The 23,434-nt window shown below is 62.1% G+C and carries 22 protein-coding genes; 14 read left to right on the top strand and 8 right to left on the bottom strand.

Features of this window, described 5'->3' with window-relative positions; translation table 11 throughout:
- Positions 1-97: 97 nt before the first annotated feature.
- The 3 genes from HJ583_RS04980 to HJ583_RS04970 all read right to left on the bottom strand — a co-directional run bounded on the left by HJ583_RS04980 (position 98) and on the right by HJ583_RS04970 (position 2,516).
- Positions 98-1,519: a PhoH family protein gene (locus HJ583_RS04980; RefSeq protein ID WP_170020893.1), complete on the bottom strand. Its 1,422-nt coding sequence runs from the start codon at positions 1,517-1,519 to the stop codon at positions 98-100.
- Between the two features lie 57 nt (positions 1,520-1,576).
- Entirely contained in the window at positions 1,577-2,029 is a 453-nt protein-coding gene (locus tag HJ583_RS04975; RefSeq protein ID WP_170020892.1) for a peroxiredoxin, read from the bottom strand.
- A 109-nt stretch (positions 2,030-2,138) separates the two neighbouring features.
- Positions 2,139-2,516 (bottom strand): Mth938-like domain-containing protein, encoded by a 378-nt coding sequence (locus HJ583_RS04970; protein WP_170020891.1) that lies wholly within the window; start codon positions 2,514-2,516, stop codon positions 2,139-2,141.
- Between the two features lie 125 nt (positions 2,517-2,641).
- On the opposite strand from HJ583_RS04970, the gene HJ583_RS04965 reads away from it, so the two are divergent.
- Genes HJ583_RS04965 through thrC form a run of 4 tightly spaced genes read left to right on the top strand, consistent with a single transcriptional unit; the run spans position 2,642 to position 7,192 of the window.
- Entirely contained in the window at positions 2,642-3,943 is a 1,302-nt protein-coding gene (locus tag HJ583_RS04965; protein WP_170020890.1) for a pyridoxal phosphate-dependent aminotransferase, read from the top strand.
- A 59-nt stretch (positions 3,944-4,002) separates the two neighbouring features.
- The gene (locus HJ583_RS04960) at positions 4,003-4,407 is read left to right on the top strand and encodes a GNAT family N-acetyltransferase (RefSeq protein WP_328824827.1); all 405 of its coding nucleotides are present in this window, start codon (positions 4,003-4,005) and stop codon (positions 4,405-4,407) included.
- A complete protein-coding gene (locus HJ583_RS04955; RefSeq protein WP_170020888.1) occupies positions 4,404-5,714 on the top strand; it encodes a homoserine dehydrogenase in 1,311 nt (436 codons plus the stop codon). Before HJ583_RS04960 ends, HJ583_RS04955 begins: the two co-directional genes overlap by 4 nt.
- Positions 5,715-5,761: 47 nt before the next feature.
- On the top strand, positions 5,762-7,192 hold the full coding sequence (gene thrC / locus HJ583_RS04950; RefSeq protein ID WP_170020887.1) for a threonine synthase: 1,431 nt from the start codon (positions 5,762-5,764) through the stop codon (positions 7,190-7,192).
- 145 nt (positions 7,193-7,337) lie between these two features.
- On the opposite strand, the gene rplI is transcribed toward thrC, so the two are convergent.
- The 4 genes from rplI to rpsF are packed head-to-tail and all read right to left on the bottom strand — an operon-like array spanning position 7,338 to position 8,778.
- Positions 7,338-7,787 (bottom strand): 50S ribosomal protein L9, encoded by a 450-nt coding sequence (gene rplI / locus HJ583_RS04945; protein ID WP_170020886.1) that lies wholly within the window; start codon positions 7,785-7,787, stop codon positions 7,338-7,340.
- A gap of 15 nt (positions 7,788-7,802) precedes the next feature.
- Complete coding sequence (gene rpsR, locus HJ583_RS04940; protein WP_101941244.1) at positions 7,803-8,075, bottom strand: 30S ribosomal protein S18; 273 nt, start codon at positions 8,073-8,075, stop codon at positions 7,803-7,805.
- 2 nt (positions 8,076-8,077) lie between these two features.
- Positions 8,078-8,386, bottom strand: coding sequence for a primosomal replication protein N (gene priB / locus HJ583_RS04935; RefSeq protein WP_408058166.1), 309 nt, complete (start codon positions 8,384-8,386; stop codon positions 8,078-8,080).
- Between the two features lie 5 nt (positions 8,387-8,391).
- The gene (gene rpsF, locus HJ583_RS04930; RefSeq protein WP_101941246.1) at positions 8,392-8,778 is read right to left on the bottom strand and encodes a 30S ribosomal protein S6; all 387 of its coding nucleotides are present in this window, start codon (positions 8,776-8,778) and stop codon (positions 8,392-8,394) included.
- A 220-nt stretch (positions 8,779-8,998) separates the two neighbouring features.
- Here rpsF and HJ583_RS04925 point away from each other — a divergent pair, with 220 nt between their 5' ends.
- The 4 genes from HJ583_RS04925 (at position 8,999) to HJ583_RS04910 (ending at position 13,031) form a co-directional block, all read left to right on the top strand.
- A complete protein-coding gene (locus tag HJ583_RS04925) occupies positions 8,999-9,577 on the top strand; it encodes an ANTAR domain-containing response regulator (RefSeq protein WP_101941247.1) in 579 nt (192 codons plus the stop codon).
- Positions 9,578-9,969: 392 nt separating this feature from the next.
- Positions 9,970-11,229, top strand: coding sequence for a CmpA/NrtA family ABC transporter substrate-binding protein (locus HJ583_RS04920; protein ID WP_170020885.1), 1,260 nt, complete (start codon positions 9,970-9,972; stop codon positions 11,227-11,229).
- A 66-nt stretch (positions 11,230-11,295) separates the two neighbouring features.
- Positions 11,296-12,228, top strand: coding sequence for a nitrate ABC transporter permease (ntrB, locus tag HJ583_RS04915; RefSeq protein WP_170020884.1), 933 nt, complete (start codon positions 11,296-11,298; stop codon positions 12,226-12,228).
- A gap of 11 nt (positions 12,229-12,239) precedes the next feature.
- Complete coding sequence (locus HJ583_RS04910) at positions 12,240-13,031, top strand: ABC transporter ATP-binding protein (protein WP_101941250.1); 792 nt, start codon at positions 12,240-12,242, stop codon at positions 13,029-13,031.
- 133 nt (positions 13,032-13,164) lie between these two features.
- Here the strand turns inward: HJ583_RS04910 and HJ583_RS04905 are convergent, their stop codons facing one another.
- The gene (locus HJ583_RS04905; RefSeq protein WP_170020883.1) at positions 13,165-13,383 is read right to left on the bottom strand and encodes a hypothetical protein; all 219 of its coding nucleotides are present in this window, start codon (positions 13,381-13,383) and stop codon (positions 13,165-13,167) included.
- Here HJ583_RS04905 and HJ583_RS04900 point away from each other — a divergent pair.
- The 6 genes from HJ583_RS04900 to HJ583_RS04875 all read left to right on the top strand — a co-directional run bounded on the left by HJ583_RS04900 (position 13,382) and on the right by HJ583_RS04875 (position 23,361).
- A complete protein-coding gene (locus HJ583_RS04900; RefSeq protein ID WP_101941252.1) occupies positions 13,382-14,590 on the top strand; it encodes a nitrate/nitrite transporter in 1,209 nt (402 codons plus the stop codon). The two genes, HJ583_RS04905 and HJ583_RS04900, sit on opposite strands and share 2 nt — an antisense overlap.
- A 171-nt stretch (positions 14,591-14,761) precedes the next feature.
- Positions 14,762-16,462, top strand: coding sequence for a bifunctional protein-serine/threonine kinase/phosphatase (locus HJ583_RS04895; RefSeq protein WP_170020882.1), 1,701 nt, complete (start codon positions 14,762-14,764; stop codon positions 16,460-16,462).
- A 302-nt stretch (positions 16,463-16,764) separates the two neighbouring features.
- A complete protein-coding gene (gene nirB / locus HJ583_RS04890; protein WP_170020881.1) occupies positions 16,765-19,215 on the top strand; it encodes a nitrite reductase large subunit NirB in 2,451 nt (816 codons plus the stop codon).
- Positions 19,216-19,425: 210 nt separating this feature from the next.
- Positions 19,426-19,737: a nitrite reductase small subunit NirD gene (nirD, locus tag HJ583_RS04885; protein WP_170020880.1), complete on the top strand. Its 312-nt coding sequence runs from the start codon at positions 19,426-19,428 to the stop codon at positions 19,735-19,737.
- A 67-nt stretch (positions 19,738-19,804) separates the two neighbouring features.
- On the top strand, positions 19,805-20,626 hold the full coding sequence (locus HJ583_RS04880) for a type IV pili methyl-accepting chemotaxis transducer N-terminal domain-containing protein (protein ID WP_170020879.1): 822 nt from the start codon (positions 19,805-19,807) through the stop codon (positions 20,624-20,626).
- A gap of 11 nt (positions 20,627-20,637) precedes the next feature.
- A complete protein-coding gene (locus HJ583_RS04875; protein ID WP_170020878.1) occupies positions 20,638-23,361 on the top strand; it encodes a nitrate reductase in 2,724 nt (907 codons plus the stop codon).
- Positions 23,362-23,434: the final 73 nt, after the last annotated feature.

Here is a 23,434-nt window from a genome sequence, read left to right as displayed (position 1 = left end):
TAAACCGTGACGGATTTCCGCTGACAGGGAAATCCGCGCCGTAAAACAAGGCCGCCGCTTTGCTCAAAAACAAAGCGGCGGCCCGCATACGCCGGTTTCAGAGGGTTTCAGCCGCGTAATCGGCCAAACGCGAGCGCTCGCCACGCTGCAAGGTAATGTGACCGCTGTGTTCCCAGCCCTTGAAACGATCGACCACGTAGGTCAGGCCTGAACTACCTTCGGTCAGGTAGGGTGTGTCGATCTGCGCAATATTGCCCAGGCAGACAACCTTGGTACCAGGGCCCGCACGCGTGATCAGGGTCTTCATCTGCTTTGAGGTCAGGTTCTGCGCCTCATCGATGATCAAAAATTTGTTCAGGAAGGTGCGCCCGCGCATGAAGTTGAGCGACTTCACCTTGATCCGGGTACGAATCAGGTCGCGCGTGGTTTGCCGCCCCCACTCACCACCATAACCACCATCATCCGGGCTGCCGTTAAGCACTTCGAGGTTATCTTCCAACGCCCCCATCCACGGCGCCATCTTCTCTTCCTCTGTACCGGGCAGGAAGCCGATATCTTCACCGACCGGCACGGTCACCCGGGTCATGATGATTTCGGCGTAGCGCTTGGTTTCAAGCACCTGAGTCAGGGCTGACGCGAGTGTCAGCAGGGTCTTGCCGGTGCCGGCCTGGCCGAGCAACGAAACAAAATCGACCTCCGGGTTCATCAGCAGGTTCAAGGCGAAGTTCTGCTCACGGTTGCGCGCTACGATGCCCCAGACGTTGTTTTTCTGGTGGGTGAAGTCAATCAGCGACTCCAGCACCACGACCGGGCCATCCTTCTGCTTCACGATGGCGTACAACGGCTTTTCGCCTTCCTGAAAAACCAGTTCGTTGATGACCAGCTCAGCGCAGAGTGGGCCACGGATCTTGTAATAGGTCCGCCCGGCTTCCTTCCAGGAAGACATGTCCTTACCGTGAGTTTCCCAGAAATCCGGCGGCAACTCGCGCATCCCGGTGTAGAGGAGATCCGTATCCTCCAGCACCTTGTCGTTGAAGTAATCCTGCGCCTCCAGCCCCAGCGCACGGGCCTTGATGCGCATGTTGATGTCTTTCGACACCAGGATCACATGGCGATCCTTGCGCTTCTCGGTGAGGTACATGACCACGGCGAGAATCTGGTTATCCGCCTTGGCAGTCGGCACCGAGGCGGGCAGCGTGGAGTCAATCGCCTCGGTCTGCAGGTAAAGGCGCCCGGAAGCCTGGCCCCGCGAGGGCTCCTGTAACGGGATGCCCTGCTCGATGTGATGCTCACAGGTCGTGACCACCTCATCCATGGTCCGGCTGGCCTGGCGCGCGTTGCGCGAGACTTCGGACATGCCCTTCTTGTTATTGTCCAGTTCCTCGAGGGTCATCATCGGCACGAAAACATCGTGCTCCTCGAAGCGGTAGAGACTGGTCGGATCGTGCATCAGCACGTTGGTGTCGAGAACAAACAGCTTGGTGGGTGGCGGCGTAACTGCTTTTTTACGGGTGGCCATGTCTGCTTTCGAGAGTCGAAGGAAGGGTCCAGCAGGCGGCAAGCCGCCTAATAACGTTTAAAGAGAGCGAACGAACTCCAGAACTTCCTGCACGTGGCCATCCACCTTCACGCCACGCCATTCACGCGCCAGTTGGCCTGCCGCGTCGAATACGAAGGTGCTGCGCTCGATACCGCGCACCTGCTTGCCATACATATTCTTCATCTTGATCACGCCGAAGGCTTCGCAGAGCTTTTCGTCTGCATCCGAGAGCAACTCGAACGGGAACTCGAACTTGCACTTGAAGCCATCGTGGGACTTCACGCTGTCGCGCGAAACACCGAACACCACCGCTCCCGCAGCTGCGAACTCGGCATGCTGGCGCGCAAAGTCGATACCTTCGGTGGTGCAGCCGGGCGTGTTGTCCTTGGGGTAGAAGTACACAACGATTTTCTGTCCGGCCAGGGCGGCCAGCGAAACGGGGGCTCCACCGGTTGCCGGCAGGCTGATGTCGGGGGCTGACAGACTCATGTTTTTATGTGCTCCGCTTATGAGGAAATCGAGCATTCAGGTGCAGCGTATCGGCATTTCCAGCCCCTCGCAACAGCCCGGCCAGCCGGCTTCGCAAGCCCTTGATTACTCAGGCAGCGACTTCCAGAATCAAGGCTGCGGCCACTCGCCGCCCCTCGCTGGCGAGCAGGTTGTAGGTGCGACAGGCCGCCCCGGTATCCATGATTTCAAAGCCGATACGCGCCTCAATCAACGGGCGCAACACGGCCGGCGCGGGGAAGCGCTGACGCACTCCAGTGCCGATCAACAGCACAGCGGGCTGCAGCGCACAGGCAGCAGCCAGGCTCGCGGCATCCAGCGCAGCAAAACCGGCAACAGCCCAGGCCTGCACCCCATCGGGCGTGATCAACAGACTGTGCGACCAGGCCACGCCCCGCACGGTAATGGATTGAGGGTCGTGGGCGTCGACAAGAAGGATGCCGCTGGCGGCTTCGCGATTGAGCTTCATGGAAACAAGTGTATCGGCAGGAATACCGGGCCATTCCGGCGGGCCGCGCCCCTTCGGGGATTGGCAGGGATTCGCTATCATAGAGGGTTCAAGGGGCAGTTGCCCCGCCTACCGGAGCTCCGATCATGAAACACGGCCACACCCTGCACGTCGCGACCAACGAAACCCCTGGGGCTTCGGAAGCCGCCGCCCGTGCCGTGGCCCGCTCGATCGCCAAGTCCGACAAGCTCGCCAACGTCTGTTATGAAATCCGTGGCCCGGTACTGGAGCGCGCGCGCCAGATGGAGGAAGAAGGCCATCGCATCATCAAGCTGAACACCGGCAATCCGGCGGCTTTCGGCTTCGAAGCGCCCGAGGAAATCACCCAGGACATGATCCGCAACATGGGCAATGCGGCGGGCTATGTCGACTCCAAGGGGATCTTCCCGGCACGCAAGGCGATCATGCATTACACGCAGGAGAAGAAGATTGCCAATGTGCATGTCGACGACATCTACATCGGCAATGGCGCCTCCGAACTGATCGTGATGGCCATGCAGGCCCTGTTGAACAACGACGACGAAGTGCTGGTGCCGGCACCGGATTACCCGCTATGGACCGCAGCGGTGAATCTGTCCGGTGGCAAGGCCCGCCATTACCTGTGCGATCCGGATAACGGCTGGCTGCCGGCCATTGACGACATCAAGGCCAAGATCACCAAGCGCACCAAAGCCATCGTCGTCATCAACCCGAACAACCCGACCGGCGCCGTGTATCCGGACGATGTGCTGCGCGAAATCATTGAACTCGCCCGTCAGCACAACCTGATCGTCTGCTCCGACGAGATCTACGACAAGGTGCTCTATGACGGCGTGACGCACACCTCGATGGCCTCACTGGCCGATGATGTGCTGTTCCTCACTTTCAATGGCCTCTCCAAGAACTACCGCGCCTGCGGTTACCGCGCCGGCTGGATGGTCGTCTCCGGCGACAAGCGCAATGCCAGCGATTACATCGAAGGCCTCAACATCCTGGCAACGATGCGCCTGTGCGCTAATGTGCCGGCTCAGTTCGGCATCCAGACTGCACTGGGCGGCTATCAGTCGATCAATGATCTGGTCAAACCCACCGGACGACTCACCCGTCAGCGCGACATCGCTTACGAGGCACTGAGTTCGATGCCCGGCGTCAGCGTCGTCAAGCCCAAGGGCGCGCTGTACATGTTCCCGCGCTTCGATCCGAAGCTCTATCCGATCGTGGACGACCAGCAATTTGTGCTCGAAATGCTCGAAGCCGAGCGCGTACTGATGGTGCAGGGCACCGGCTTCAACTGGGCGACGCCGGACCGCATCCGCGTGGTCTTCCTGCCGAACTCGGACGATCTCACTGAGGTCATGAGCAGGATCGCCCGCTTTCTCGATGCTTACCGCAAACGCCACGGTCGCTGAGCCGCATGACCGGGCACGCGCCACTCTCTCTAATAAATGTCTGCGACGACGCCGGAGACGTGACAGAACCTGTCTGGCTCGCCCGCGCGGAAAGCATCCATCGTCAGCTACGCCCGGCCCTGCCTGCTGATTACGCCGCCAAGATGCGGCGCGTATTTGCCGGCGGAGCACGCATGACCCTGGCCATACGTGGCGAAGCCGTTTGCGGCCTGGCGGTATGGCGCTGGCACGAGAACACCTTCGACGGCATCAAGTTTTACATCGATGATCTGGTCACCGATGCAGCACTACGCTCCCAAGGCGTGGGAAAATCCCTCATTGCCCAGCTTGAAATGGAAGCGCAGCAGCGCGGCGCCGAGGCGCTGGTGCTGGACTCCGGCACGCAGCGCCAGCAAGCGCACCGCTTCTATTTTCGCGAAGGCTTCGTAATCACCTCGTTCAACTTCAAGAAACAGCGCGTATGAAACCGATGAATGTAGGCCTGCTGGGCATTGGCACCGTAGGCGGCGGCACCTGGACTGTCCTCTCCCGTAACGCGGAGGAAATCACCCGTCGCGCCGGCCGCCCGATCCGCATCACCGCCGTGGCTGACCGCAACACGGAGCTCGCTGCAAAAGTCACCGGCGGTGCCGCGCGCATCACAGCCGATGCCTTCGAGTTGGTCCGCGACCCGGAAATCGACATCGTCGTCGAACTAATCGGCGGCTATACCATCGCTAAAGATCTGGTCCTTGCCGCCATCGAAAACGGCAAACACGTCGTCACCGCCAACAAGGCCCTGCTCGCCGTGCATGGCAAGGAAATCTTCGCCGCCGCACAGGCCAAGGGTGTGACCGTGGCCTTCGAAGCCGCCGTCGCCGGAGGCATCCCGATCATCAAGGCGCTGCGCGAAGGCTTGTCTGCCAACCGCATCGAATGGATCGCCGGCATCATCAATGGCACCACCAACTTCATCCTGTCCGAGATGCGCGACAAGGGCCTGCCCTTCGCCGACGTACTCAAGCAGGCGCAAGCCCTCGGCTATGCCGAAGCCGACCCGACCTTCGACATCGAAGGCGTGGACGCTGCACACAAGATCACATTGATGTCTGCCATGGCCTTCGGCATCCCGGTGCAGTTTGACAAGGCCTATATCGAAGGCATCACCAAACTCGAAGCCACCGACATCAAGTATGCCGAACAGCTCGGTTACCGCATCAAGCTGCTGGGCATTGCACGCCGCCGCGACGCCGGCATCGAGCTGCGTGTGCACCCGACCCTGATCCCCACCAAGCGCTTGATCGCCAACGTGGAAGGCGCGATGAACGCTGTGCTGGTGCAGGCCGACGCCGTGGGCGCGACGCTGTACTACGGCAAGGGCGCCGGCGCCGAGCCGACCGCTTCGGCCGTGATCGCTGACCTCGTGGACGTCACCCGTCTGGCTACCGCCAGCGTCGAGCACCGCGTGCCGGCACTGGCCTTCCAGGCTGACCAGCTGGTCGACCTGCCGATTCTGCCGATCGAAGAAGTCCAGACCGCCTACTACCTGCGCATGCGCGTGGAAGACAAAACCGGCGTGCTCGCCGACATCACCCGCATCCTCGCCGACGGCGCGATCTCCATCGACGCCATGCTGCAAAAAGAACCGGGCGAAGGCGAATCGCAGACCGACATCATCCTGCTGACGCACGTTGCCATCGAAGGCCAGGTCAATGCGGCGATTACGCGCATCGAAGATCTCGCCACTGTCGTCGGCAAGGTCACCAAGATCCGTCTGGAAGAACTCAACTAAGCGCATAGCCGGGCGCCACGGCGCCCGGGCACGGGAATCCCGCAACCATGCAATACATCTCCACCCGCGGCCAGTCGCCGCAACTCGGCTTCTCCGACATCCTGCTCGGAGGTTTGATGCAGGACGGCGGCCTGTCGCTGCCGGCCGAATATCCACAAGTTACCGACGCCGAGCTCAGCGCCATGCGTGGCATGAGTTACGCGGAGCTGGCTTTCACGATCCTGTCGAAGTTCGCCACCGACATTCCGGCGGACGACTTGCGTGCGCTGACCGCCAAGACCTACACGGAGCAGGTTTACTGCAACGGCCGCCCGGACTCTGACGCCAAGCAGATCACGCCGCTGCGCAAGCTGGAGAACAATCTCTACCTCCAGGAGCTCTCGAACGGCCCGACCCTGGCCTTCAAGGACATGGCGATGCAGTTGCTCGGCAACCTGTTCGAGTACGTGCTCGCGAAGCGCGGTGAGGAGATCAACATCCTCGGTGCGACCTCGGGCGACACCGGTTCGGCGGCTGAATACGCGATGCGCGGCAAGAAAGGCGTGCGCGTTTTCATGCTCTCGCCGCGCGAGAACATGAGCGCCTTCCAGCGCGCCCAGATGTACTCGCTGCAGGATGCGAACATCTTCAACATCGCCGTGCATGGCATGTTCGACGACGCGCAGGACATCGTCAAAGCCGTGTCCAACGATCTGGATTTCAAGGCCAAGTACAAGATCGGCGCAGTGAATTCGATCAACTGGGGCCGCGTGGCCGCGCAGGTCATCTACTACTTCAAGGGTTACCTCGCCGCGACGACCAGCAACGATCAGGAAGTAAATTTCGCGGTGCCTTCGGGCAACTTCGGCAACATCTGCGCCGGCCACATCGCGCGCATGATGGGCCTGCCGATCCGCAAGCTGATCCTCGCCACCAACGAAAACAACGTGCTCGACGAGTTCTTCCGCACCGGCGCCTACAAGCCGCGCAAGACCGCCGACGTAAAGGTCACCTCCAGCCCGTCGATGGACATCTCCAAGGCCTCGAACTTCGAGCGCTTCATCTTCGATCTCGTCGGCCGCGATCCGAAGGTGGTGGCCGAACTGTGGAAAGCCGTGGATTCCGGTGGCTACTTCGATCTCTCCGCTACGCCGTACTGGGCACGCATGGATGAGTTCGGCTTCGTCTCGGGTTCTTCCAGCCACGCCGACCGCCTCGCCACGATCCGCCGCGTGTACAAGGATTACGGCCTGATGATCGACACCCACACGGCCGACGGCATCAAGGTGGCACTGGAGCACCGCGACGCCGACATCCCGACCATCGTACTGGAAACCGCCCTGCCCGCGAAATTCGAAGAGACCATCATCGAAGCGCTGGGCGAGAAACCCTGGCGCCCGGCCAGCATGCAGAACATCGAAGCCCTGCCGCAGCGCGTGGAAGAAATGCCTGTGGATGTGCAGAAGGTTAAAGACTTCGTGGTGCAGCACACGCGCTGAGCGTTACCGGCACCTGTCCCGAAGGGTCGCTGTGGCGGCCCTTTTTTGTGGACCCCGACCCTACACAATTCGGATCACCACAAACAAAAAGGGCCGCGATTTCGCGGCCCTTTCCTTTGATACAGCGCCCTGATGGGCGCCAATATCAGTGTTCGCCCAGCACGGAAACCGTAACCGGAACCACCACGTCGGTGTGCAGAGCCACTTCAATCGCGTGGTCGCCCACGAGCTTGATGGCGCCATTCGGCAGGCGAACGCCAGCCTTCTCGACCGGGTGGCCCAGTGCCACCAGCGCTTCAGCGATATCGCCAGTGCTGACGGAACCGAACAGACGACCATCCACGCCGGCCTTGCGGACGATCTGAACGGTCACACCTTCCACCTTGGCGGCTGCGGCTTGAGCACCTGCCAGCTTTTCAGCGGCAATCTTTTCCAGTTCAGCACGGCGAGCTTCGAACTCGGCCAGGCTGGCAGCAGTCGCGCGCTTGGCACGGCCGCTCGGGATCAGGAAGTTACGAGCGTAACCTTCCTTGACGTTGACGACATCGCCCAGGTTGCCGAGGTTGACGACTTTTTCAAGCAGAATGATTTGCATCGTGAGTCCCCCGGATTACTGGTGCAGGTCAGTGTAAGGCAGCAGCGCCAGGAAACGGGCGCGCTTGATCGCGGTAGACAGCTGACGCTGGTAGCCGGACTTGGTGCCGGTGATGCGTGCCGGCATGATCTTGCCGTGCTCGGTCACGAAATCCTTCAGGATTTCGGTGTCCTTGTAATCGATCTCTTCAATCTTCTCGGCGGAGAAACGGCAGAACTTGCGACGCTTGAACAAGCCACCGCCGCGATTGCCACCCTTCTTTTCGTCTTTCTTGGGCCTGAATGCCATGATTAATTTCCTTCCAACAATTCAAATGTTCTGATGTGCAGTACCGGAGCCCGATTTCGGGCGCTCTTGGCAGCGAGAAAGCCTTCGATGGCGATTCTGCTGCCCGGTGCTACCACTTCGATCTGCTGTGCTGCGGGGCCGACAGCCCTGACACTGAGTTCGCAGGAGACTTCACGTTCCGCACCGGCTTCCATCTGCCGGCTCTGATGTTCGATGCGCAATTCCAGCACCGGTACCCGGGCAGGCGTCCATCGCATAGCTTCTTTTGCGACCAGGACTCCGGAGATACGAACCGTGTTCTCCCCGCTCACTCCGCTCAGGCTTCCGGTTGAGCAGCCTCGGGCTTGGCTTCTTCAGCGGCAGCCGGGGTCAGCGAACGGGACTTCTCTTCCTTCATCATCGGCGAAGGAGTCGTAACAGCCTTCTTCATCTTGATGGTGAGGTGACGCAGCACGGCGTCGTTGAACTTGAACGCGTGCTCGATTTCGTCGAGGGTCGGCTGATCCACTTCGATGTTCATCAGAACATAGTGAGCCTTGTGGATCTTCTGGATCGGGTAAGCCAGCTGACGGCGGCCCCAGTCTTCCAGACGATGGATCTGTCCATTGCGCGAAGCCACGACGGACTTGTAGCGCTCGATCATTGCGGGCACCTGCTCGCTCTGATCCGGATGGACGATAAAAACAATTTCGTAGTGTCGCATGCGGACTCCTTACGGGTTGAAAACAGCTCCCCGGCATGCGTACCGGTGGAGCAAGGGAACCCGCAATACTAGTGCAAAAAGGCTTTCAGGGCAAGCGAACCCGTCATTTCGCCAGCCGCGCCCAAAGACCATACTGAAAGGAGGCTTCAAGCGGCTTTCCATACGCAACCGTTCTTGCGTAATACTTCGCTCATAACACTGAAAACAGCCCTGCCCCAACATGCTCAAGATACTCGTCATCGACGAAATCCAGGAACGCGCCCTGGAGATCTGCGAGGGTCTGACCCGCGCCGGCCATATGGTCGCAGCGGTACTGCCCGATGCAATCGAACTCCACGACCGGGTGCAGCAGCTGCAGCCCGACGTAGTACTGATCAATACCGAATCCCCCAGCCGCGACACGCTAGAGAACCTCGCCGTGCTGGACCGCAAGATGCCACGCCCGGTGCTGATGTTTGCCGAAGACGATGCGGACGACGTCATTCGCCAGGCCATGCGTGCCGGCGTCTCTTCCTATGTAGTGGATGGCCTAGCCCCCGAGCGCCTGCAAAGCCTGCTCAAGGTTGCCACCCTGCGTTTCGAGGAATACCTGGCCTTGCGCCAGGAGCGCGATGAAGCCCAGCGCAAACTTTCCGAACGCACCCTGGTCGATCGCGCCAAGGGCATCCTCATGAAATCCCGCAACATGAGCGAAGACGAGGCCTATCACGCCCTGCGCAAGCTGGCGATGGAGCGCGGCCGCAAGATCGGCGAAGTGGCAGAGCAGATCATCTCGGCAGCAGATCTGCTGCTCGGCTGAACCCGACCCTCGCCCTGCCTTCCCTGCCCGACAAGCAAGACGGGCCCGCCCAGCGCCGGGAAAGAAGCCGTAGCACAAGCGCTCCGCATAAACCATTTTATAAAAATGGTTTTTTGATTCGGATCAAACTGGTGCCTGGGCGCCATTCCGGCACATTCGCAGTGCGTCATTTTTCCTGCCGGGCTACTCCCAAGAAGCGCTCCATCAACATCGAGCCCTTGTAGCGCAAGGAATCCAGGAATCTGGCACGCCCCATGCTAACTCTCCACTGAAGTCGAGCCAAAGATGGCTTGCATGGACAACGGCGTCCAGCTCTTCTGCCAAGTCGGCAGCCAAGGAGCTGTGGCGCCGTTTTCTTTTGGTGCCCTTCCAATTACCCCGGAGAGAGAATCATGACGGAGAAATACGATGCCAACCTCAGCCGACGCAGCTTCCTCAAGCAAGGTGCTGCCGTGAGCAGCGCCGCCGCCGTGGCCGCCAGCGGTCTGCTTCCCGCCAGCAGCGCATGGGCAGCCGGCAGCGACAAGCCGGAGCTCACTGAAGTCAACATCGGCTTCATCCCACTGACCGACTGCTCCTCCGTGGTCATGGCCAGCGTACTGGGCCTGGACAAGAAATACGGCATCAAGATCAACGCCACCAAGGAAGCCTCCTGGGCCGGCGTTCGCGACAAGCTGGTCAATGGCGAGCTGCATGCAGCACATGTGCTCTACGGCCTGGTCTACGGCGTGCATCTGGGAGTCGGCGGGCCGAAGAAGGACATGGCCATCCTGATGACCCTGAATCACAACGGTCAAGCCATCACGCTTTCGAACGAACTGCGTGACAAAGGCGCCGTGGATGGCCCCTCGCTGGCCAAGCTGATTGCCAAGAAGGACAAGGAATACACCTTCGCCCAGACCTTCCCGACCGGCACCCATGCCATGTGGCTGTACTACTGGCTGGCCGCTCAGGGCATCAACCCGATGAAGGACGTGAAGACCATCGTGGTGCCGCCGCCGCAGATGGTCGCCAACATGCGCGTGGGCAACATGGACGGCTACTGCGTGGGCGAGCCCTGGAACCAGCGTGCCATCATTGACAAGATCGGCTTCACCGCCACCACCACCCAGGATATCTGGGCCGATCACCCCGAGAAGGTGCTGGGCGCCACGGCTGAATTCGTGGCCAAGTATCCGAACACGGCGCGCGCCATGATCTGCGCCATTCTCGAAGCCTCGATGTGGATCGACGCCAGCGCAGCCAACCGCAGCAAGACGGCGGAAACCGTGTCGGCCAAGGCCTACGTCAACACCGATACCGATGTCATCCGCAGTCGCATGATCGGCCAGTATGAAAACGGCCTCGGCAAGACCTGGTCGGAGAAGAACTACATGAAGTTCTACAACGACGGCACGGTGAACTTCCCCTACCTCTCCGATGGCATGTGGTTCCTCACCCAGCACAAGCGCTGGGGCCTGCTCAAGGGCGACGTGGATTACCTGGGCGTGGCCAAGAAGATCAACCAGATCGAGCTCTACAAGCAGGCCGCCGCCATCGTCAAGGCGCCGATCCCGAAGTCCGACATGCGCAGCTCGAAACTCATCGACGGCGTGGTGTGGGACGGCAAGGATCCAAAGAAGTATGCCGAGAGTTTCAAGATCAAGGCCTGACAACCGGGCGTTCTGAATCCAGTCAACGGGCGGGGCTCCAGCCCCGCCCGATCAGGAGTAACGATCATGAGTGCAGCCAGCCTGAGCCTTACCGCCAACAGCAGCAACCCGGCGCCCGCAGCCGAGCCCACAAGCCCCGCCAGGACGACAGAGAATCACATGACCAGTGCAGCCCCCACCACCATCGCCGCGAGCAAGCCGGCGCCTAAAAACTACGCCGAGCCAATCGGCCGCGCCTTGCGCGCTCTCCTCCCTCCGATCCTAGGCTTCGCCTTGCTGGTCGGTATCTGGGCCATCGTCTCGATGAAGAACAAAGGCATTCCGACACCGGAAGTCGTCTGGCATGCCGCCGTCACCCTGTTCTCCGATCCTTTTTACAGCAATGGCCCGAATGACCAGGGTATCGGCTGGAACATCCTGTCCTCGCTCAAGCGCGTTGCAATCGGGTTTGGCTTTGCCGCCGCCGTCGGCATCCCGCTGGGCTTCATGATCGGCCGCTTCAAGTTCCTCAGCGCCGCGCTGGACCCGATCATCTCGCTGCTGCGCCCGGTATCCCCGCTGGCCTGGCTGCCGATCGGCCTGCTGGTGTTCAAGAAGGCCGACCCGGCCGCCACCTGGACCATCTTCATCTGTTCCATCTGGCCGATGATCCTCAACACCGCTCAAGGCGTACAGCGCGTACCGCAGGACTACCTCAACGTGGCCCGGGTCCTGAACCTCTCCGAATGGAAGGTCATCACCAAGATTCTCTTCCCTTCTGTTCTGCCCTACATGCTGACCGGCATCCGCCTCTCGATCGGTACGGCCTGGCTGGTCATCGTGGCCGCTGAAATGCTCACCGGCGGCGTCGGCATCGGCTTCTGGGTGTGGGACGAATGGAACAACCTGAAGGTCGAGCACATCATCATCGCCATCTTCGTGATCGGCCTGGTCGGCCTGCTGCTGGAGCAGTTGCTGATCCAGATCGCCAAGAAATTCAGCTACGACAGCAACAGCTGAGGAGAACCGTCATGAAATCACTGGTACAGATTGAAAACGTCGGCATGAGCTTCGAAACCAAGAAAGGCTCTTTCGTCGCCCTGCGTGACATCAACCTGCAGATCAACGAAGGCGAAGTTGTCTCGCTGATCGGGCACTCGGGCTGCGGCAAATCCACACTGCTGAACCTGATCGCCGGCCTCACCCTGCCCACCGATGGAGCGCTCATCTGTGGCGGACGCGAAATCGCCGGCCCCGGCCCGGAGCGCGCCGTCGTGTTCCAGAACCACTCGCTGCTGCCCTGGCTGACCTGCTTCGAAAATGTCTATCTTGGCGTGGAGCGCGTCTTTGGCCAGAAGGAAGGCAAAGCCAAACTCAAGGCCCGCACCATGGCCGCCATCGAAATGGTGCACATGGCGCATGCAGCAGACAAACACCCCGGTGAGATCTCCGGCGGCATGAAGCAGCGCATCGGCATCGCCCGCGCCTTTGCGATGGAACCCAAAATCCTGCTCATGGACGAGCCCTTCGGCGCACTCGACGCACTGACCCGTGCCGCCCTGCAGGACGAACTGATCGGTGTAATGCAGAAAACCGGCGCCACCGTGGTGATGGTGACCCACGACGTGGATGAGGCTGTGCTGCTGTCCGACCGCGTGGTGATGCTCACCAACGGCCCGGCCGCCACCATCGGCGAGATCCTCGAAGTGAATCTGGCCAAACCGCGCAATCGCCTGACGCTCGCCAACGACGCGGAGTACACCCGCTGCCGGGCTGCGATCATCGAGTTCCTGTACCAGAAGCAAGTCCGGAAAGCCGCCTGACCCTCCTCCAGCAGTTGTTTGAGCGCCCGCCGGCCTGCAAGCCTGCGGGCGTTTTGTTGTTCAGCCCCTCGAACACCCGCTCGAGCCTCAAGACAGGGCAGCGCGCGCCCACAAACGGGGCACGCCCAGCCATTCAAGGCCTTTTCAGCGCCCCAGACGGCCAATCAAAGCCAATCAAATCAGTCTCTTGTGAAAAATGGCCCGGGATCTGCTTAAAACCCTCAACAAAGCACCAAGCCCTGTAAAAAGCCGGGGCGTGCAATTGCACGACAAAGACGTCGCGCAGTACAGGATCAACGGCGATCTCTGGTAGCTGAATTTCAAGCCAACCCACAGAGAGAAGCAGATCCATGGACAAGCAATCCTTTCTCAAGGCCGGCCATACGCCGACCCTGCTCGCCGCCTTCCTGTATTTCGACCTCGCCTTCATGGTCTGGGTGCTGCTCGGCCCGCTGGCCGTACAGATCGCCGTGGATCTGCAACTGAGCGCCGCCCAGAAAGGCCTCATGGTCGCCACCCCCCTGCTCGCCGGCGCGCTACTGCGCTTGGTGATGGGCGTACTGGTCGACCAGATCCAGCCCAAGAAAGCCGGCCTGATCGGCCAGTTGATCATTCTCGGCGCACTGTGCTGTGCCTGGTATTTCGGCATCCATAGCTACACCCAGATCCTGGTGCTGGCTATCTTCCTCGGCGTGGCCGGCGCATCGTTTGCCGTAGCCCTGCCGCTGGCCTCGCGCTGGTATCCGCCGGAGCATCAGGGCACCGCCATGGGCATCGCCGGTGCCGGCAACTCCGGCACCGTGCTGGCCGCCCTGTTCGCCCCGGGCCTGGCCATGGCCGTAGGCTGGAACAATGTCTTCGGCCTCGTCCTGATCCCGCTCGGCATCGTCTTCGTCATCTACTGCGCAATCGCCAAGGATGCCCCCAACAGCCCGCCACCCAAGCGCCTCGCCGACTATGCCAAAGTACTGACTGATCGCGATGCCTGGTGGTTCATGTTCTTCTACTCGGTGACCTTTGGCGGCTTCTCGGGACTGGCCAGTTCATTGGTCATCTTCTTCAACGGCGAATACGGCCTGGACCCCAAGACCGCTGGCTACTTCGCCGCGGCCTGTGTGTTTGCCGGCAGCGTATCGCGCGCCATGGGCGGCAACTTCGCAGACCGCATCGGCGGCATCAAGATGCTCACCGGCGTCTATATCGTGGCCGCGATCTTCCTTGCCATCGTGAGCGCCGGCATCAGCAACGTCTGGCTCGCCGCTGGCGTGATCTCGATTGCCATGCTCGCACTGGGCATGGGCAACGGCGCAGTATTCCAGCTCCTGCCGCAACGCTTCCGCAAGGACATCGGCGTCATGACCGGACTCGTGGGCATGGCCGGCGGCATCGGCGGTTTCTACCTCGCCTCCAGCCTCGGCTACGCCAAGCAACACACCGGCAGCTACCAGATGGGGCTCTTGATCTTCATCGGTCTCGCGGTGGCTGCATTGCTGGGCCTCACCGGTGTAAAGACCCGCTGGCGCACCACCTGGGGCGCAGCGGTCGCCGCCAAGATCTGATCCGGGCAAGCTTGCAGATCTGCATGCTTTGCGAATGAGGAACGCGCCGCCTCGCCGTACGCACATACGTCCGGTCCGGCAGCGTTCGATGTAGCTTTGAGCCGGCATTGGAATACGCCAGTATTCCAATGCCACGCAAAAAAAACGTTCGCTCCACCACACGCTACCACCATGCCCCTTACCGTCTCCCTCGGCCACGCCTCGCTGACTGGCCCGCGCGCCCGCAACGAGGATTTCGTCGGCGCCGTCACGCCGGAAGGGGCCGAGCTCGACAACAAAGGCCTGCTCGGAGTGGTCGCGGACGGCGTGGGCGGCCACGCCAATGGGCGCGAAGCCGCCGAGTTCACCGTGCGCAGTCTGCTCAGCGATTACTACGCCACGCCGGATACCTGGGCCGTGCCTCAGGCACTGGACAAGGTGATCGGCGCGGCTAACCGCTGGCTGGTATCGCAGTCAGCCCGTCGCAGCGAAACTGCCGGCATGGCCACCACGCTCTCGGCGGTGGTTCTGCGAGGCCGGCGCTGGATCACGGCGCATGTAGGCGACTCGCGCATCTATCTGCTGCGTGAAGGGCAATTGCGCCGCCTGACCCAGGATCACGTGTGGGAGCACCCGGAGCTGAAGACCGTCCTGTCCCGCGCGGTTGGCCTCGACAAGCATCTGTCCATCGACTTCGGCGAAGGCGAGCTGAACGAGGGCGACTGCTTCATCCTGCTGAGCGACGGGGTGTGGGGCACGCTGCGCGATGCACGCATCCAGAGCCTCATCGAAAGCCATCCGGACGCTCAGGAAGCTGCTTTCGCACTGGCCGACGGGGCGGTCGACAGTGGCGCACAGGACAACTGCACGGCCCTGGTAATTCGTGTCAGCGAATTGCCGCGCGACACCCTGCGCGACTCGCTGGCCCGCCTGCGCGAGTTGCCGCTGCCGCCGCGCCTCAAACCGGGGCAAAGCCTGGACGGGCTGGAGGTGCTTGATGTGCTGCACGACTCACGCATCACCCTGCTCTACCGTGTGCGCATGCCCGCCGGCGGTATCGCCGTACTCAAGACCCTGCATGCCAGTGCCGACCTGGAGGATGCCGCCGCACTCGCCCACGAGGAGTGGATTGCCCGCCGGGTCACCGATGCGGCCTTTCCGCAGGTGATCTCGCGGCCCTCGCGCAGCCACCTGTACTACCTGATGAGCTGGCACGAAGGGGAGAGCCTCAAACAGCGCCTCACCCGCGGCCACCGCTTCAATGCGACCGAAGTGGCCGAGACGGGAGAGCGCCTGCTCAAGGGGCTGGCCACTCTGCATCGGCTGGCCATCGTGCATCGCGATATCAAGCCGGACAATCTGCACCTGGGTGCCGATGGGCGCCTGCGCATCCTCGATCTGGGCGTAGCGGCCGCCGATGGCCAGCACGAAGGCGAACGCTTCGGCGAGATCAACAATCCCGGCACCCCTTCCTACATGGCGCCGGAGCTCTTCCAGCAAGGTGCCGAGCGCCCGCGCGCCAACGAATCCAGCGATCTGTACGCCGTTGGCGTCACGCTCTACGAACTCGCCACCCGCAAGTATCCGTATGGCGAGATCGAACCCTTCCAGCATCCACGCTTTGGCGACCCGGTGCCGCCCACGCGCTACCGGCCGGATCTGCCGGAATGGCTCGAATCGGTGTTGCTGAAAGCCGTGGCACGCGAGCCGGAGCGCCGCTTCGAAACCGCCGAAGAATTCCTGCTGGCCCTGCAGCGCGGCGCCCACCGCCCGCTCGCGGTGCCACGCCAGCGCCCGCTGCTGGAGCGCGATCCGCATGCCTTGCTGAAACTCGTGTGCGCCCTGTCGCTGATCGCCAACCTGCTCCTGCTGCTCCTGATCCTGAGCAAATAAAGAGTGCGGCGCCATGCTTCAAGAGCGTGCATCCTCGCCCTCCGCGAGTGCATCAAAGGCCTGAGAAAAGGCCTGTCAAAACCACTCAACCCTTGAATTTCAATGAGTTAAAAATCCTGGCACAACGCATGCTTTGATTTGGATCAATATCGAGCACCAAGTACGGCGGGGCAATCCTGCTGTACGCAACCGGCCAGCAACGAAGCTGTCCGGACAGGGTCAAGGGCGATCTCTGGTGTAGCTGAAGATTTATGAACAGGACGTATGTCAAGACGTCCTCAGCTTTCAACAGAGGGAACAGCATGGAAAAGCTCAAGCTCGTCATGGTTGGCAATGGCATGGCCGGTGTGCGCACGCTCGAGGAGCTGCGCAAGATCGCTCCGGACATGTACGACATCACAGTCTTCGGTGCCGAACCTCATCCCAACTACAACCGCATCATGCTGTCGCCGGTGCTCGCCGGCGAGATGACCATCCAGGACATCATTCTCAACGACTGGAACTGGTACAAGGACAACGGCATCACCCTGCAGACCGGCAAGAAGATCGTCAAGATCGATCGCAAGGCGCGCAAGGTTTTCGCTGAGGACGGCACGGAAGCCGGATACGACCGCCTGCTACTCGCCACCGGCTCGAATCCCTTCATCCTGCCGGTGCCAGGCAAGGATCTGCCGGGCGTGATCGCTTACCGCGACATCGCCGATACCGACGCGATGATCGATGCCGCCGCCCAGTACAAGCACGCAGTGGTGATCGGTGCCGGCCTGCTCGGCCTGGAAGCCGCCAACGGCCTGATCCTGCGTGGCATGAGCGTCACCGTGGTGCACATCGGCGAGTGGATCATGGAACGCCAGCTCGACAAGACCGCGGCCAACATGATGCAGAAGGAGCTCGAGGCCCGCGGCATGCAGTTCCGCCTCGGCGCCCACACCGCCGAACTGGTGCAGGGCGAAAGTGGCCGCGTCTGCGCACTCAAGCTCAAGAGCGGCGAGAGCCTGCCGGCCGATCTGGTGGTGATGGCTGCCGGTATCCGCCCCAACACCGCGCTGGCCGAATCGGCCGGCATTCACTGCAACCGCGGCATCGTGGTCAATGACACGATGCAGACCTACGATCCGCGCGTGTATGCCGTGGGCGAATGCGCCAACCACCGTGGCATCGCCTACGGCCTGGTGGCCCCGCTCTTCGAGCAGGCCAAGGTGGCCGCCAACCACATCGCCCAGTTCGGTATCGGCCGCTATCAGGGTTCGGTCACCTCCACCAAGCTGAAAGTCACCGGCATCGACGTGTTCTCGGCCGGTGACTTCTCCGGCGGCGAAGGCACTGAGGACATCGTGCTCTCCGACCCGGCGGCGGGCGTCTACAAACGCGTGGTGGTGAAGGACGACAAGATCGTCGGCGCCGTGGCCTATGGCGACACCGCTGACGGTTCCTGGTACTTCCAGATGCTCAAGGATGGTCAGAACATCGCCGACATCCGCGATCACCTGCTCTTCGGCAAGAGCCACCTCGGCGACGCGGGGCACAAGGGCCAGAACCAGGCCGCCAGCCTGCCGGACACCGCCGAGATCTGCGGCTGCAACGGCGTATGCAAGGGCACCATCGTCAAGGCCATCAAGGAAAACGGCCTGTTCTCGCTGGACGATGTGCGCAAACACACCAAGGCCTCCAGCTCCTGCGGCTCCTGCACCGGCCTGGTCGAGCAGATCATCGCCTCCACCGTGGGCGGCGCCTACACACCGGCAGACTCAAGCTCCAAGCCGGTGTGCGCCTGTACCGATCATTCGCATGGCGAAGTTCGCAAGGCGATCCGCGATCAGCACCTGACCAGCATCCCGGCCGTGATGCACGCGCTGGCCTGGAAGACGCCCAATGGCTGCGCCTCCTGTCGCCCGGCACTGAACTACTACCTGATCTCCACCTGGCCGCACGAGGCCAAGGATGACGCGCAAAGCCGCTTCATCAACGAGCGCGCCCACGCCAACATCCAGAAGGACGGTACCTACTCGGTGGTGCCACGCATGCTCGGCGGCCTCACCACGCCCGACGAGCTGCGCGCCATCGCCGATGCAGCGGACAAGTACGCCGTACCCACGGTGAAGGTCACCGGCGGCCAGCGCATCGATCTGCTCGGCGTGAAGAAGGACGACCTGCCCAAGATCTGGGCGGATCTGTCGAAAGCCGGCATGGTCTCCGGCCACGCCTATGGCAAGAGCATCCGCACAGTGAAGACCTGTGTGGGCGCCGAGCACTGCCGCTTCGGCACCCAGCGCTCGATGGACATGGGCGTGAAGCTCGAGAAGATGCTCTTCGGCATGTGGAGCCCACACAAGGTCAAGCTCGCTGTCTCAGGCTGCCCGCGCAACTGCGCCGAGGCCGGCATTAAGGACGTCGGCGTGATCGGTGTGGATTCCGGCTACGAGCTGTATGTGGCCGGCAACGGCGGCATCAAGACCGAAGTCGCCGAGTTCTTCTGCAAGGTGAAGACCGACGAGGAAGTCATGGAGTACTCCGGCGCCTTCCTCCAGCTCTACCGCGAAGAAGGCTTCTACCTGGAGCGCACGGTGCACTACGTGCAGCGCGTGGGCCTGGAGTACGTGAAGGGCAAGATCGTCGAGAACGCAGCACTGCGCCGCGAACTCTACGAGCGCCTGCTCTACGCGCTGCAGGACTACACCGACCCGTGGCTCGAACGCAGCACCCTGGCCGACAAGGGCACGCTGCGCGCGGCTTACGAAGACTTCACGGCCTGAGCTCTGTAGGTGCGGCTTCAGCCGCACATCGCCGACCGAAGTCGGCCCTAAGGAGTTCCCTGCACATCTGACAGGAGAAACATCATGAGCGAATGGGAAACCGATTTCGGTTTTGACGACGAAGAGACACATTCGTGAGCTGCGCGCAGGGCGTAGAAAACCCCTGCCCCACCTCACGACGCCTGACTCACTACTCCCGAGAGAACAACCATGTCCGACTGGAAAAAAATCTGCGCCCTCACCGACATCCCGCAACTCGGCTCGCGCGTCGTAAAGACCGCCAAGCACGGTGACATCGCCATATTCCGCACCTCGGAAGACGAAGTCTTCGCCGTGCATGACAAGTGCCCGCACAAACAAGGCCCGCTCTCGCAAGGCATCGTGCATGGCAAGCAGGTCACCTGCCCGTTGCACAGCTGGAAGATCAATCTGGACAGCGGCGAAGCCCAGGCCCCCGATGTGGGCTGCACCAAATCCTTCGCCGCCAAGCTCGAAAACGGCGAGGTGTGGCTGTCGGTTTGATTTGTCGGGCGCAACAAGCGAAGCGGATTGCGCCCAAAGCCCCTGCACAGAGATCGAGGAAAACAACATGAACAGCAGCCTCAACCCCACCAGGCGTCGTGTGCTCTTCGCACTTGGCGCCCTCCCCCTGGCAGCCCGTGCGCTGGCTGCCCCCCAGAAGCCGGCAGAGATCGGCATGCTGGAGGCCATCAACCAAGCCGGTCGCCAGCGCATGCTGTCGCAACGCATGGCCAAGCTGTATGCCCAGCAACTGCGCGGCGTGCGCGAAGCCGATGCACGCGGTCTGCTGGCCGATTCGATGGCCTTGTTCGACAAGCAGCTGCAGACCCTGCGCGAGTTCGCCGCCAGGAAAAATGCGCCGGAACTGATCCAGACCTACGAGCAACTGGCCACCCGCTGGCTGGACTACCGGCGCGTGGTCGGCACACCGGCCAGCAATGACGGCCTCAAGACCGTCGCCGCACTCAACGAGCAAGTGCTGGCGCTGGCCCACCAGGGCACCCAGCAGCTTGAAGCCTTGCACGGCGGCTCGCTCGGCAAGCTGGTGAACATCGCCGGACGCCAGCGCATGCTGTCCCAACGCATGTCCAAGTTCTACTTCTTCAGCGTGACCGGCGTGAACACGCCCGAAGTGAGCAAGGGCCTCGACGCGGCACGCAAGGAATTCGTGGCCGCTATGCAGACCCTCAAGATGGCGCCGGAGAACACCAAGGACACCGAATCCTGGATCAAGCTCGCCGAAACCCAGTGGATGTTCTTCGACGACGCCCTGCGCGGCAATGCCAAGCAGCACGAGCAGGCCTATCTTGAAAACAGCGTGGCCGTGAGCTCGGAGAACATCCTCCAGGTCATGGACAAGCTGACCGGCCTCTACGCAACCCTGAGCTGAACCGAGCAAACATGGCTGAAACCAAGGCTACCTGCCCCTACTGCGGCGTCGGCTGCGGCGTCATCATCCAGCATGATGGCGCCCGCGTGATCGAAGTGCGTGGCGACCCGGATCACCCGGCCAACTTCGGCCGCCTGTGCTCCAAGGGTTCGACCCTGCACTTCACCGCCCGTCCGGAAACCCGCCTGATCTTTCCCGAGCTGCGTCAGGGCCGCGCCGAGCCGCGCGCCCGGGTGAGCTGGGAGCAGGCGCTGGATACGGCGGCGGACAGGTTCGCCAGCGTGATCGCCGAGCACGGCCCGGACGCCGTCGGTTTCTACCTCTCGGGCCAGCTGCTGACCGAGGATTACTACGTCTTCAACAAGCTCGCCAAGGGTCTGATTGCCACCAACAACGTCGACACCAACTCGCGCCTGTGCATGAGCAGCGCGGTGGCCGCCTACAAGCAGACGCTGGGCGCCGACGCACCGCCCTGCGCGTATGAAGACTTCGATCACACCGACTGCCTGCTGATCGCCGGTGCCAACCCGGCCTTTGCCCACCCGATTGCCTTCCGCCGCATCGAAGCCGCCAAGGCCGCCCGGCCCGGCATGAAGATCATCGTGGTGGACCCGCGCCGCACTGACACTGCCGCAAGCGCCGACCTGCATCTGGCGATTCTGCCAGGCACCGACATCTGGCTGTTCAACGCCATGCTCCACGTGCTTCTGTGGGAAGGCTATGTGAACATGCCGTGGGTGCGCGAGCACACCGAAGGTTTCGAAGCCCTGCGTGAAGCTGTGCGCGAAGCCACCCCGGCCACCGCCGCGCAGATCTGCGGCGTGAATGAAGCGGACATCATCACCGCCGCCAGGTGGTGGGGCGAAGCTCAGGCCCCGCTCTCCCTGTGGTGCATGGGCCTGAACCAGTCGCATCACGGCACCCACAACGGCACCGCGCTGATCGCCCTGTCACTCGCCGTTGGCAAGATCGGCACACCCGGCTGCGGCCCCTTCTCGCTCACCGGCCAGCCCAACGCCATGGGCGGACGCGAGGTCGGCGGCCTCTCCAACCTGCTCTCGGGCCACCGCGATCTGGCCAACCCGGCGCACCGTGCCGAGGTCGCTGCGCTGTGGGGCATCGAGTCCGTACCGGAGAAACCCGGTCTGTCTGCCGTCGAACTATTCGAAGCGGTGCGCGAAGGCAAGGTCAAAGCCTTGTGGATCGCCTGCACCAACCCGGCCCACTCGATGCCGCAACAGGCCCTGATCCGCGAGGCGCTGGAGAAGTGCGAATTCGTGGTGCTGCAGGAAGCCTATGCCAACACCGAAACCGCAGCCTACGCCGACCTGCTCCTGCCGGCCCTGACCTGGGCCGAGAAGGAAGGCACGGTCACCAACACCGAACGACGCATCACCCATGTGAATGCAGCCATTCCCGGTCCCGGCGAAACCCGCGCAGACTGGGCCATCGCGCGCGACTTCGCGCTCTGCCTCGGCGCGAAGCTCGGCCGTAAGGACGTTCATCGTCTCTTCGCCTACCCCAACGCCGAATCCGTCTTCCTGGAGCATGCCGAATCCACCCGCGACCGCGATCTGGACATCACCGGCCTCTCCTACGCCGTGCTCGATGAACTCGGTCCGCAGCAATGGCCCTTCCCGGCCGGCGCCTCGGAAGGCCGCTCCCGCCTGTATGCCGATGGCAAATTCGAAACCGAGTCCGGCAAAGCAAAATTCGTCGTGCCAGCCACCACACTGACTTCTGAGGCCATCGACGCTCGCTATCCGCTGCGTCTGACCACCGGCCGTCTGCGTGATCAGTGGCACGGCATGAGCCGCACCGGCAAGGCTGCCCGCCTCTACGCCCATGTCGACGAGCCACGCATCGAACTCAACAAGGCGGACATCGAACGCCGTGGCCTGCGCGATGGCGACCTCGTCAGCGTGAAGAGCCGGCGCGGCAAGGTGGTACTGCGCGCCTATGCCACCGAAGAGATCAAGCCGGGCCACGCCTTCATCGCCATGCACTGGGGGCGCAATCTGCTCTCCTCCTCAGGCGCCAACGAACTCACGCTCAACACCGTCGACCCCTTTTCCAAGCAACCCGAGCTCAAGCACGCAGCGGTGCAGATCGAAAAGGTCGATCTGCCGCACCAGGCCCTGCTGATGAGAAGCGCCGTATATGCCGACGCTGCCAACGGCCTCGCCCTGGAACGCGCTGCTGCGCTGTCACATTGGCTCCCCAAGTTCGACTACGCCGCCATCTCGCTGGCTGGACGCGACTTTCCATCGGTGGTGCTGCGCATCGCCCACAGCGAACCGATCCCGACCGAATGGCTGGAGCAACTCGACGCCCTGATGGATCTGCAGGGCGATCAATGCATGGCCTATGCCGATGCGCGCCGCGGCGTGAGCAAGAAGGCCATGGTCGAGGAAGGCATCCTCACCGGCCTGCGCCTCACCGGTGAAACCGCCGCTGCGGGCTGGCTCAAGGAACTGATGATCGAGCGCGCCCCGACCGATACCGTGCGCCGCTGGCTCTTCGCTCCCTTGCCCAAGCCGCCCGGCCCCGGCAACAGCCGCGGACGCATTGTGTGCAACTGCCTCAACGTATCCGAGAACGAAATCAAGGTCGCAGTGGCCGCTGGCGCCGATCTGGCCAAACTGCAGGAAGGGCTCAAGTGCGGCACATCCTGTGGCTCCTGCGTGCCGGAGTTGAAGCGCCTGATCGCGGAAGGCAGCAAGGCCGTCGTCTGACGCTGGCCTATAAAGTCGGCCATCAAATAGATCGAAAGACACCGTGCAAAACTTCGTGTCTTCGTGCCTTCGT

It is taken from the genome of Uliginosibacterium aquaticum, from assembly GCF_012972705.2.
GTDB classification, from domain to species: domain Bacteria; phylum Pseudomonadota; class Gammaproteobacteria; order Burkholderiales; family Rhodocyclaceae; genus Uliginosibacterium; species Uliginosibacterium aquaticum.
Note: the sequence above shows the minus strand (reverse complement) of the source record. Positions and strands in the feature narration are given on the sequence as shown.